Source organism: Nocardia sp. FBN12 (assembly GCF_054031145.1).
Genome location: NZ_CM132926.1, coordinates 6,799,766 through 6,813,290 on the forward strand (window position 1 = coordinate 6,799,766; position 13,525 = coordinate 6,813,290).

Annotated in this window: 2 protein-coding genes; both read left to right on the top strand. The window is 69.8% G+C overall.

Translation table 11 applies throughout. The features are described 5' to 3' along the window. Positions 1-6 precede the first annotated feature (6 nt). Positions 7-7,341 (top strand): amino acid adenylation domain-containing protein, encoded by a 7,335-nt coding sequence (locus ACWZHB_RS32145; RefSeq protein WP_427905469.1) that lies wholly within the window; start codon positions 7-9, stop codon positions 7,339-7,341. Positions 7,342-7,411: 70 nt separating this feature from the next. Then, on the top strand, positions 7,412-13,459 hold the full coding sequence (locus ACWZHB_RS32150) for an amino acid adenylation domain-containing protein (RefSeq protein WP_427905470.1): 6,048 nt from the start codon (positions 7,412-7,414) through the stop codon (positions 13,457-13,459). Positions 13,460-13,525: the final 66 nt, after the last annotated feature.

Genomic DNA, 13,525 nt, shown 5'->3' on the forward strand with positions numbered 1-13,525 from the left:
ACTCGAATGGAAACTGCCCGTCGTTCTGCCCGCGGTAACCGCCGTCGCCGGTCGAGCAGTCCGACATTCGGGCAGTTGCTGACGGGGGCCGTCGAATCGGCCGCCGATCGGGTCGCGGTTCGGTTCAACCCGTCCGGTGACCCCGCCGATCAGCGTCAGCTCACCTACTCCGAGTTCGACCAGCAGTCCTCGCAGCTGGCCCGTGCGCTGATCGCCCGCGGCATCGGCCCCGGCGACGTGGTCGCCATCGGTATCGCCCGCTCGATCGAATCCGTGCTGGCCGTGTGGGCGATCGCCAAGACCGGCGCCGCCTACGTCCCGGTCGACCCGAACTACCCGGCCGACCGCATCGCGCACATCGTGTCCGATTCCGGCGCGGTCCTCGGGCTCACCACCGCCACCCATCGCGAGATCCTCGGTACGGCCCTGACCTGGCTCGAGCTCGACGACGCCGAGACGGCCACCCGGATCGCGGCCGAGCCCGCGCACCCGATCTCCTACACCGACCGGATCCGCACCCTCGATGAGCGGCACCCGGCCTACGTCATCTACACCTCGGGCTCCACCGGCAAGCCGAAGGGCGTCGTGGTGACCCACACCGGTCTGGCCGGTCTGGTCGCCGCCGAGCGCGCGCACTACCGCGTCGCCGCCGACTCGCGTGTGCTGCACGTGTGCTCGCCGAACTTCGACGTGTCGGTGCTCGAACTGCTGCTCACCTTCTCCGCGGGCGCCACCCTGGTGATCGCGCCGCCCGGGGTGTTCGGTGGCTTCGAACTCGCGGATCTGCTGCGCCGCGAACAGGTTTCGCACATGCTCATCACTCCGGGTGCGCTGGAATCGGTCGACCCGGCCGATCTGGACGATCTCCAGGTAGTGGTCGTCGCGGGTGACAAGTTCGGTCCGGAACTGGTCGGGCGCTGGGCCGTCGGCGAGCGGGAGTTCTACAACGGTTACGGCCCCACCGAGGCCACCATTCTCGCCACCAGCACCGCGCCGATGGATCCGGCCGCGCCGGTGACGATCGGTGCCGCGATCGCCGGTGTCGGCGCGTTCGTGCTGGATTCCCGGCTGCGGCCGGTGCCCTCGGGTGTGATCGGTGAGTTGTATCTGTCGGGTCCCGCGCTGGCGCAGGGCTATCTGAACCGCCCCGCGCTGACCGCGGAGCGTTTCGTCGCCAGCCCCTTCGGTGCCGAATCCGGTGACGCGAACGCCCGCTTGTACCGCACCGGAGACCTGGTGCGGCGCAGCGAATCCGGTGACGGCGTCATCGAGTACATGGGGCGCTCGGACTTCCAGGTGAAGATCCGCGGCTTCCGGATCGAGCTCGGTGAGATCGACAACGCGCTCACCGCGCACCCCGATATCGACTTCGCGGCCACCCTCGGCAAGACCCTGCCTTCCGGTGTGACAGCACTGGTTTCGTATGTGATGCCACGTGCCGGCGCCCCCGTGGATGTGGCCGCGCTCGACGCGTTCCTCGCGGAATCGTTGCCCGGCTACATGATTCCGGCCGCGATCATGGTCCTGGACCGGATCCCGCTGACGCCGGTGGGCAAGCTGGATCGAAAGGCCTTGCCGGAACCTGTTTTCGCGGTCCGCGAGTTCCGTGCGCCCGTCACCCCGGTGCAGCAGGTGGTGGCGGACGTCTTCGCCGAACTGCTGACCGCCGGTGCGCCGGAAGAGATCCGGGTCGGCGCCGACGACGACTTCTTCGAGCTCGGCGGCAACTCGCTGCTGGCCGCCCAGGCCGCCACGCGCATCGGCGCCGCGCTCGACACCAGGATTCCGGTGCAGGTGCTGTTCGAGGTCAGCACCGTTTCCGGGCTGGCCGAACGCGTCGAACGCCATATCGGCACCGGTTCGGGCCAGGAGCTGGTCGCCCAGCAGCGCCCCGATTCGATCCCGCTGTCGTTCGCCCAGCAGCGGATGTGGTTCCTCAACCAGTTCGATCCGGCCAGCGCCGTGAACAACATGCCGATCGCGGTGCGCCTGTCGGGTGTGTTGGATGTCGAGGCGTTGCGCGTCGCGGTCACCGATCTGGTGGCCCGCCACGAGGTGCTGCGCACGATGTATCCGCCGGTCGACGGGGTCGGCACGCAGCTCGTGCTGCCGCTGTCGGACCCGCGCGCTGTGCCCGCGCTCGCGGTGGACGACATCGGCGAGGACGCGATCGCCGCCCTGGTCACCGAGACCGCCGGTGCGGGCTTCGATGTCACCGTGGCCCCGCCGCTGCGGTTGCGGCTGCTGCGGCTGAGCGCGACCGAGCATGTGCTGGTCTGCGTGATGCACCACATCGCCGGTGACGGTGTGTCGATGGGTCCACTCACCCGCGATCTGATGACGGCCTACGTGCAGCGCAGCGCGGGTTCTGCGCCCGGCTGGCCAGCCTTGGCTGTCCAGTACGCCGATTTCACGCTCTGGCAGCGTGCGGTGCTCGGTACCGAGGACGACCCGGAGTCGATCCTGGCCCAGCAGATCGAGTTCTGGCGCACCCAGCTCGCCGGGGTGCCCGATCAGCTCGAGCTGCCCATCGACCGGCCGCGGCCCGCTACTGCCTCCTACCGTGGTGCGAGCCTGGACTTCCGCATTCCGGCCGAGGTGCACGCGGGGCTGGATCAGCTTGCGCGCACCCACAATTCGACCTTGTTCATGGTTGTGCATGCCGCGCTGTCGGCGCTGCTGGCCAGGCTGTCCGGCAGTACCGATATCGCCATCGGCACGCCGGTCGCGGGACGCGGTGACGCCGCGCTCGACGATCTGATCGGCATGTTCGTCAACACGCTCGTGTTGCGCACCGAGGTCGACCCCGCGGCGAGCTTCGAAGAGTTGCTCTCCCGGACCCGGGCGGTCGATGTGGCCGCCTTCGGCCACGCCGACGTGCCGTTCGAGCGGTTGGTCGAGCTGCTCGACCCGGCCCGTTCGACCGCGCGGCACCCGCTGTTCCAGGTGATGCTCGCCTTCCAGAACATGGCGCGCACGGCCCTCGAGCTGCCCGGGATGACCGTCTCCGGCGTCGAGCTGACCATGCCGTTCGCCAAGTTCGACCTGCAGTTCGAGATGGTGGAGGACACCGATCGCCACGGTGCCCCGCACGGCATCGCGGTCGGGCTCACCTACGCGACCGACCTGTTCGACGCCGACACCATCGCCGGATTCGCCGACCGGTTCCAGCGGCTGCTGGCGGCGATCGTTGCCGCCCCGGCTCGGCCGCTCGGTGCGATCGAGCTCTTGGAGCCCGCCGAGCTGGATCGAATTCTGGTGCAGTGGAACGACACTCGCCACGAACTCGCGCCGGAGCTGCTGCTCGATGGCTATCGGCGTGCCGTCGCGGAGTTCCCCGCCGCTGTCGCCGTCGCCTACGAGGGTGCCGAGCTAACCTATCGGGAGTTCGACGAGCGGGTCAACCGGCTCGCGCGGTTGCTGGTGGCGCAGGGTGTCGGACCCGAATCATTGGTCGGGCTCGCGATGCGCCGTTCGCTGGACCTGGTGGTCGGGATGTACGCGATCGTCACCGCTGGTGGAGCGTATGTGCCGATCGATCCGGACCATCCGGCAGATCGCATCGCGCACATTCTCGATACCGCGGCGCCAGCTGCTGTCCTGAGCACCACCTCCGATGCCGTCGAGGTGCCGGTCGGCGTGCCGGTGATCCTGGTGGATTCCGTTGCGCTCGAAGAGTTCTCGGCTGCTCCGCTCGAGTTGTCGCGGCCGGTGCTGCCGGCGAACCCGGCCTATGTCATCTTCACCTCCGGTTCCACCGGGCGGCCCAAGGGTGTGGCGGTATCGCACGCGGCGATCGTCAACCAGATGGTCTACATGGGCGCCGAGTACGGGATCGGCCCGTCGGATGTGTACCTGCAGAAGACGCCCGCCACGTTCGACGTGTCGCTGTGGGGCTACTTCCTGCCGCTGCGGACCGGTGCGAAGCTGGTCGTGTCGACCCACGACGGACACCGAGACCCGGTGTATCTCGCCGAAACGATCGCGGCGCAGGGCATCACGCTCACCGACTTCGTGCCGTCGATGCTCTCGGTGTTCGCCGCGCACACCACCGCAGGCTCGATTCCGAGTCTGCGTGCGGTGTTCGCCGCCGGTGAGGCGCTGCCCACCGAGACAGTGGCCGACGTGGCCCGCGTTTCCGCGGCGCGTGTGCACAACCTGTACGGACCTACCGAGGCCGCCGTCACCGTGACGCGCTGGCCCGCAGTCGATTCCGATCGCGGTTCGGTGCCGATGGGTGTCCCGGAGTGGAATACCCGTGTCTACGTGCTGGATTCGCGGCTGCGTGCGGTGCCCGCCGGAGTGGTCGGCGAGCTGTACCTGGCCGGTGACCAGCTCGCGCGCGGCTATGTCGCCCGCCCCGGTCTCACCGCGGATCGGTTCGTCGCCAACCCCTTCGAGCCCGGCGCGCGGATGTACCGCTCCGGTGACCTCGTCCGCTGGGGTGGATCGTCGGCCGAGCCCGCGCTGGAATACCTGGGCCGCACCGACTTCCAGGTGAAGTTCCGTGGTCAGCGCATCGAGCTCGGCGAGATCGAGACCGCGCTGCTCGCGCGGGATGCGATCAGCCAGGCCGTGGCACTGGTGCTCGACACCGCATCGGGCCAGCATCTGGTCGCGTATGTGGTGGCGCGCCCCGGCGAGCAGCCCGACCCCGCGGCGCTGCGGACAGCTGTCGCGGAATCGTTGCCCGCCTACATGGTTCCGACCGTCGTGACAGTGCTGGACAGCTTCCCGCTGAACCCGAGCGGCAAGCTCGACCGCAAAGCGCTGCCCGCTCCCGCCTTCACCGCGGGCGAGTTCCGCGCGCCCGCCACCCCCGCGGAGGAGATCGTCGCCGGGGTCTTCGCGGAACTGCTCGGCATGGCCCGGGTCGGCGCCGACGACGACTACTTCGCCCTCGGCGGCAACTCGCTGCTCGCCACCCGCGCGATCGCCCGTATCAACGAGGCCCTCGACGCCCAGCTCGCGATCCGCGACCTGTTCGAGACGCCCACAGTGTCGGCGCTGGCCGCGCGCATCGGCGGTGCGAGCGGTACCGCCGCCCGCCCGCCGCTGGTCGCCACCGAACGCCCGCTACGCATTCCGCTGTCGCTGGCCCAGCAGCGCATGTGGGTGGTCAACCAGGTCGACCCCACTTCGGCCTCCTACAACATCCCCTTCGCCATCCGCCTCACCGGCGAACTCGATGTGGCCGCACTCGACGCCGCGGTTGCCGACGTGCTCGGCCGACACGAGTCCCTGCGCACCTTCTTCCCGGTGGCCGGTGGCGGCGTTGCCCGGATCGACGCCGGTCGCGCCGGCGCTCCGGGCGAGGCCGTGGCCGATGGTATGCCCGTCCAGGAAATTCTGTCCGTGGCCGAGGCGCTGCCCGGCGGGCTTCAGGTCGAGTCGACCTCCGACATCCTCACTCGGGCGGCCGAATTGGCTGGCACAGGCTTCGACGTAACCCGTGAGGTGCCGCTGCGTGCGCGGTTGCTCACCGACGGGACTTCGGCCGACTGGCTGCTTGTTGTTGTGGTGCACCATATTTCGGCCGACGGTGCGTCGCTGGCGCCGCTGGCCCGCGATCTGATGACCGCCTATGTCGCGCGTGCGGCGCGGCAGAGCCCGGCGTGGGCGCCGCTGGAGGTGCAGTACGCGGACTTCGCGCTGTGGCAACGGGCGGTTGTCGGGGACGACGAGCAGCCGGAATCGCTGGCCGCCGCGCAGCTCGACTACTGGCGCGATCAGTTGGCTGACGTGCCAGCGCTTTTGGAGCTGCCGCAGGACCGCCCGCGGCCCTCGGTGCCGACCCTGCGCGGCGCCACCGCCGAGCTGCGCTTGCCCGCCGACGTGCACACCGCGCTGAACAACCTCGCGCGTGAACACAAGTCGTCGCTGTTCATGGTTGTGCACGCGGCGCTGGCCGTGCTGCTCGGCCGGTTGTCGGGCACCTCCGACATCGCCATCGGTACCGCGGTCGCCGGTCGTGGCGAGCGGGCGCTCGACGAGCTGGTCGGCATGTTCGTCAACACCCTGACGCTGCGCACCATTCTCGATCCGGCCGCGTCCTTCGACGAGGCCGTCGACGTGGCGCGCGAGACCGACCTCGGCGCGTTCGCCAATGCCGACCTGCCGTTCGAGCGAGTCGCCGAGGTTGTCGCGCCGGGCCGGGGCAGTGCGCAGAGCCCGCTGTTCCAGGTGGCACTCACCTTCAGCAACAACGAGGCGGCCGCGCTCGAACTGCCCGGTCTCACCGTGAACGCTCTCGACACCGCGGTCGCGGCGAAGTTCGACCTGCAGGTCGACGTCGAACCGCGCTTCACCGCCGCCGGCGAGCCCGACGAACTGGTGACCCTGTTCAACTACGCGACTGACCTGTTCGACGAGGCCACTGTGCGCAGTATCGGGGCCCGTTTCGCTCGCATCCTGACCGCCGTCGCCGCCGACCCGCAGATCCGGATCGGCGATATCGACATCCTCGACGAGTCCGAACGGGCCCGGCTGCTCGCCGGCGCGGCCCAGGCTCCCGCACCGAGCGCTCCTTCGGGCGGCACCACCCTCGCGCAGGCTTTCACGGCCGCCGCCGAGGACGACCCCGACGGCCCTGCCCTCGTCTGGGGCGACGACGCGCTGACCTACGAGCAGCTCGACGCCCGCTCCGCGCGCCTGTCGCGGCTGCTGATCGGTCGCGGCTTCGGCCCGGGAGACGGTGTGGCCGTCGACCTTCCGCGCGGCGTCGAGTGGGTCATCGCGGTCTGGGCGATCCTCAAGGCGGGCGCGGCCGTGGTTCCGGTGACCGGCACCGAATCGCGGACCGAACCCGCCGCGAAGCTGGGCATCACCGTCGGTGAACCTGGCGGCGTCGACTGGATCTCCCTCGACGACCCGGCGATCAAGACCGAGTTGTCGACCCAATCCGCCCGCCCGGTCACCTACGCCGACCGCACCCGAGCCCTGCGTGGCACGGACCCGGCCTTCGTCGGCGCCGACCGCACCTGCAACTACGACGAACTCGCCACGGCGGGGGCGCGAGTCCGCACCGACACCGACCTCACCTTCGAAGCACGGACCTTCGGCCATGGCTCCGTCGACAGCTTCACGGCGCTGGTCGAGCCGGTGGCCGCAGGTGTCGCGGGCGCGTCGATGGTGCTGGTGCCCGGCGTCGCGGATGCGTCGGCGGCGCTGGCCGAGGAATGGGTGACCCACTTGTTCGGTGATCGAGCGGGGATCGAGGCGCTCGACACCGCCGAGCTCGGCGACCTGCAGGCCCTGATCGCCGACGATGCCGCGCCGGGCAATCCGGGTGCGGCCGAGGTAGTGCTCGTACTCGGAGAGCTGCGCGCCCCGGTGGCGTGAGCCGCGTGCTCACGGCACGGGGCCCCGCTGCGGGACAACAAGTTTCGGTGATGGGTGAGGTGGAACAGCTATGACACGACCGGCACGAACCCGACCGGTACGGACTCGTCGCCCGCGCGTCACCGCGTTGGCACAGCTGCTGGCCACCGCGGTCGAGACCAACCCGGATGGGCTCGCGGTCGTCCTCGCCGATGCCACCCGGACCCTCGGGGCGCTCACCTACGCCGAACTCGACGAGCGCTCCAACCGCATTGCCCGCTTCCTGATCGGCCGCGGCATCGGCGCGGGCGACCTGGTAGCCGTCGGAATCCCACGTTCCATCGAATCGGTCCTCGCCGTCTGGGCCGTCACCAAAACCGGTGCGGGCTTCGTCCCCGTCGACCCGAACTACCCCCCGGACCGCGTGGTCCACATGGTCACCGATTCGGGCGCCGTCTTCGGCTTGACTGTCGCGGCCGTCGCCGATGGTCTGCCCGCACAGGTGGAATGGCTCGCGCTCGACGCCGAGCGAACCGACGGAGCAGCCGCACCCACAGAGCCGCTGACCGACACGCGCGGCAATGGCGCGCGGCCTGATGGTGGACACCTGCCGAGTGGCGGGCTCGACGGCGGACAACTTTTCGACGACCTCTCCGGTGCGGCGATCACGTCGGCGGACCGGGTGCGTCCGGTTCGGGCAGAGGATCTCGCCTACCTGATCTACACCTCCGGTTCCACCGGACTGCCCAAGGGCGTCGCGGTGACCCAGGCCGGGCTCGCCGGGTTCAGCGAGGAACAGCGTCGGCACTATGGCGTCGAAGCCGCCTCGCGCACTCTGCATTTCGCCTCACCGTCCTTCGATGCCTCGCTGCTCGAGTTGCTGCTGGCGATCGGCGCCGGCGCCACGATGGTGATCGTCGACCCGAGTGTGTACGGCGGCGACGATCTGGCCGCGCTGTTGCGGCGGGAGCGGGTGAGTCACGCCTTCATCACCCCGGCCGCGCTGGCCTCGATCGACCCGGATGGGCTCGACGACTTCCGGGTGGTGGCGGTCGGCGGTGAGGCCGTGCCGCCGGATCTCCTGCGGCGCTGGGCGATTCCACTCGCCGACGGCACACTGCGCGAATTCCACAACGCGTACGGGCCCACCGAGACGACCATCGTCACCAACATCAGCGTGCCGCTGAAACCGGGCGACCCGATGACCATCGGCGGCCCGATCAACGGTGTCGCCGAATACGTCCTCGACGACCGGCTCGGCCCCGTTCCGCCGGGCGTCACCGGTGAGCTCTACATCACCGGCGCTCAGCTGACCCGCGGCTACCATGCCCGCCCCGGCCTCACCGCCTCGCGCTACGTCGCGAATCCGTTCGACCCCGCCGGATCTCGCCTCTATCGCACCGGTGATCTCGTCCGCTGGACCGCCGATGGCGCACTGGACTATGTGGGCCGCAACGACTTCCAGGTGAAGATCCGCGGCTTCCGGATCGAACTCGGCGAGATCGACGCGGTGCTCTCGGCGCATGACAGCATCGACTTCGCTGTCACGATAGGCCACGAACTCGACAGCGGCGCGACCATTTTGGTGTCCTATGTGCACGCGGCACCCGGCGCGACCGTCGATACCGCCGCGCTCACCACCTTCGCCGAACGCAGCCTGCCCGCGCACATGGTGCCGACGGTGCTGATGGAACTCGACACCATCCCGCTCACCCCCGTCGGCAAACTCGACCGAAGGGCGCTCCCGTCACCGATCCTCGAGCACGCTGAATTCCGCTCTCCCGCAACACCGGTCGAGCAGATCGTGGCCGGCACCTTCGCCCAGGTGCTCGACCTCGGCGACACCCAGCTCGGCCTCGACGACGACTTCTTCGCACTCGGCGGCAATTCGCTGATGGCCACCCAGGTCGCCGCCCGCCTCGGTGCCGCACTGGATGCCGACTTCCCGGTCCGGCTGTTGTTCGAGGTGTCGACGGTGGAAACACTGGCCCGGCGCCTCGCCGAAGCCGCCGGTGCGGGTACGCGTCCCGCGCTGGTGGCGGGGGAGCGGCCCGCGCGGATTCCGCTGTCACTGGCCCAGCAGCGGATGTGGTTCCTCAACCAATTCGACCCGGGGTCGGTCGCCTACAACATCCCGATGGCGGTGCGGCTGCACGGCGCCATCGATCGCGAAGCCCTGCGCGCTGCCGTGGCCGACCTGGTCGCCCGCCACGAAACCCTGCGCACGATCTACCCCGAGACCGACGAGGGGCCGATCCAGCAGATCCTGACCGAGGCGACGACACAGCTCGAGGTGCGCGCGATCGCCCCCGGCCAGCTGACCGCCGCCATGCACGAGTTCGGTTCGTCCGGCTTCGATGTGCGCAGCCAGGTGCCGTTGCGGGTCGCGCTGTTCGAGCTCGGCGCCGACGAGTCGGTGCTCGCCGTGGTCGTGCACCACATCGCCGGTGACGGCTCCTCGCTCGCACCGCTGACCAGGGATCTCATGCTCGCCTACGCGGCGCGCTCGGCGGGCAATGCGCCGGAGTGGGCGCCGCTGGCCGTGCAGTACGCCGACTACGCGCTGTGGCAGCGGGCCCTGCTCGGCAGTGAGGACGATCCGCGGTCGCTGGCCTCGGCCCAGCTCGGCTACTGGCGTGCCGCGCTGGCGGGCCTGCCCGACCAGCTCGACCTGCCCGCCGACCGCCCGCGCCCCGCGGTGCAGTCCTTCGCCGGTGGTCGCGTCCCGATCGAGGTCGACGCCGAAACCCACCGCGCGCTAATGGCTTTGGCGCGCAAACACGGCGCGACCCTGTTCATGGTTGTGCACACCGCCCTCGCGGTGACCCTGGCCAGGCTGGCGGGCACCGGCGATCTGGCGGTGGGCACCCCCGTCGCCGGTCGCGGCGAGGCCGCGCTCGACGACTTGATCGGCATGTTCGTCAACACGCTGGTCTTTCGCACCACCTTCGAGCCCGGCGAGTCGTTCACCGAACTCCTCGCCCGCCAACGCGATACCGACCTGCAGGTGTTCGCGAACGCCGACCTCCCGTTCGAGCGGCTCGTGGAGGCGATCAACCCCGCCCGCTCCACCGCCCGGCATCCGCTGTTCCAGGTCGGCCTGTCCTTCCAGAACCTGAGCCGCACGGGCCTCGAACTCGGCGAGACCGCGGTCGAGGGCGTCGACGTGGATCTCGCGGTATCCCAGTTCGACCTACACGCGATCGTCGCCGACGCCTACGACAGCGCGGGCGCCGCGCAAGGGATCAGCGGCGTATTCACCTACGCCACCGACCTGTTCGACGCCTCGACCGCCCAAACCTACGCGGATCGGTTCGCTCGGGTCCTCACCGCGATCGCCGCCTCCCCGCACCGCCCCGTCGACGAGATCGAACTGCTCTCCGATGCCGAACGGGCACGAATCCTGCACGACTGGAACGCGACCGGCCACGCCTGCCCGACCGCGACCCTCGCCGCACTCTTCGCGGACACCGCGGCCGCCCACCCCGTCGGCATCGCGCTGGTCGACGCCGACGGCGCACAGGTCACCTACCGTGATTTCGCCGCCCGCGTGAACCGGCTCGCACGGCACCTGATCACGCGGGACGTGGGAGTCGAGGACCGTGTCGCGCTGGCCATGCGCCGCGGCGTGGATCTCGTCATCGCCATGTACGCGGTGACCCAGGCCGGCGCCGCCTACGTTCCTGTCGACCCCGATCAACCGACCGACCGGGTGGCGCACATCGTCGAAACAGCCGCGCCTGCCTGCATTTTGACCACCGCGCGCGAGGGTGTGTTTCTCGCGCGCACTGAGGCCGCCGGCGCGGCGACGGCCGCGCCCGATGCGATGGCCCACTCCGCTGACGGTTCGGTCGCAGCCTCGGCAGTCGAGCCCACGGGCAGCGATTTGTCGCCGGCAGTCGCCATCGGTGGTGTCACCGCACCGGTGATCGTGATCGACGAGGTCGACCTGTCCGCGATCTCGACCGCGCCGATCACGGCGAGCGAACGCATCGGTGTGCTGCGTCCGGAGAGCACGGCCTACCTCATCTTCACCTCCGGCTCGACCGGCAAGCCGAAGGGTGTGGCGGTCTCGCACGGCGCGATCGTCAACCAGTTGCTCTGGAAAACAGCCACTTTCGGCCTCGGCCGCGACGATTCGGTGCTGTTGAAGACCGCCGCCACCTTCGACCTCTCGGTCTGGGAGTTCTGGTCGGCCGCGGTGTGCGGCGGCCGCCTGGTGATCGCCGCCCCCGACGGCCACCGCGACCCCGCCTACCTGCTCCGCGTCCTCGCCGAACAGGCGGTGACGACGCTGCACGTCGTGCCCTCGATGCTCGATGCGCTGCTGATCGAATCCGATGGCGCCCTGCCGAATTCGCTTCGCCGCGTCCTCGCGATCGGCGAGGCTCTCCCGGCCGCGACCGCCCAGCGTTTCCTGGCGGCGAACTCGGCGGCACTGCACAACCTGTACGGCCCCACCGAAGCCGCGGTGTCGATCACCGATCACCGCGTCACGACCGACGACGTCGTGACAGTGCCGATCGGCCGACCCGAATGGAACAGCCGGGTCTACGTTCTCGACGCCCGGCTGCGTCCCGTCCCGGCAGGTGTCGCGGGCGAGCTGTACCTCGCGGGCGCTCAGCTCGCCCGTGGGTACTACAGCCGCCCCGATCTCACCGCGGACCGCTTCGTCGCCGACCCCTTCGCCGGTGGCGCGCGCATGTACCGCACCGGTGACCTCGTCGCCTGGACCACCGACGGCGAACTCGAATACCGCGGCCGCACCGACTTCCAGGTGAAGATCCGCGGCTTCCGCATCGAACTCGGCGAGATCGAAGCCGCCCTCCTCGCCGCGCCGCAGATCGCCCAGGCTGCCGTCATCGCCGCCAGCGATCCGCAGCTCGGCGACCGTCTCGTCGCCTACGTCGTACCCGTACCCGGCGCAACGCTCACCGCGGTGGTCGCCAAAGCCGCGGTGGCGCAGGTACTCCCGTCGTACATGGTCCCGGCGGCCTTCGTCGTCCTCGACCATCTCCCGCTGAACGCGAACGGCAAACTCGACAGACCCGCCCTTCCGGCACCGGTACTCGAACCGCGCCGCTACCGTGCCCCCGAGACCGATCACGAGCGAGCCGTGGCCGCTGTCTTCACCGAGGTCCTCGGCACGCAAAACCCCGGCCTCGACGACGATTTCTTCGCCCTCGGCGGCAATTCCCTGCTGGCTACCCGCGTAGTGCATCACCTGCGCGAACACACCGGCGTCGAACTCACCGTCGCCGCGTTCTTCGCCGATCCGACCGTCACGGGCCTCGCGACGAGAATCAGCGACGGCCCGGCCACCGCGGCCGACCTCGAAGCCGCGCTCGCGGTGGTCCTCCCGATCGCCCGCCGCGGCACCCGCGCACCGCTGATCTGCGTGCACCCGGTCTCCGGCCTGGCATGGGCCTACGCGAGCCTCGTGCCGTACCTGCCCGACGATCAGCCCGTCGTCGGCATTCAGTCGCCGGCACTGAGCGATCCGGGATTCCGGCCCAACTCGGCGGAAGAACTCGTCGACCGCTACCTGGCCGAAATTCGTGGCGTCCAACCGCACGGCCCCTATCAGTTGCTCGGCTGGTCGCTCGGCGGTGTGCTCGCCCAGGCCGTCGCCACCCGTTTGCAAGCCGAGGGCGAGACAGTGGCGTCGCTGACGATGCTCGACAGCCTGCCTGGCGCCGCGCTCGCCGATTTCGAGACCGAGTTGCGACACGTGCTCACCGAACTCGGCATACCCGAGCATCGACTACCCGACCAGCTCGCCGAACTCGGCGACGACGCGCTCGAATCGCTGCACGCCGCGCTGGCGGGGGACACGCCGATCTCGCGCGCGCAATTCGTCGGCATGTACCGCGGCGCGCTGCATTCGGTGGCGGTGCTGACCGAGCTCGAACCCGCCCGATTCGACGGCGATCTGACCTATTTCACCGCTCTGCGGACCCCCCAAAAGCTGGGGGACGGAGCCTCGCGATGGCGGCGTTTCGTCAGCGGGATCATTGCTGACCACCCGGTCGAGGCCACCCACCAGGAGTTGCTCTCGGCTGTGGCGGTAGCCACGTCCGGACCGGTAATTGCGCAGGTCGTCGCGGGTGCGCACGGATCCGCCGATACCTCTCCGTAACGGACTACATGGGTATTACGATCCTGTTGCGATAGAGTTGGTGTGTCGTGGCGCACACCTCGGCGA

Excerpts from the sequence above, each read along its gene's own strand:
- ACWZHB_RS32145 (WP_427905469.1), top strand. The coding sequence starts at position 7 with ATGGAAACTGCCCGTCGTTCTGCCCGCGGTAACCGCCGTCGCCGGTCG.
- ACWZHB_RS32150 (WP_427905470.1), top strand. The coding sequence starts at position 7,412 with ATGACACGACCGGCACGAACCCGACCGGTACGGACTCGTCGCCCGCGC.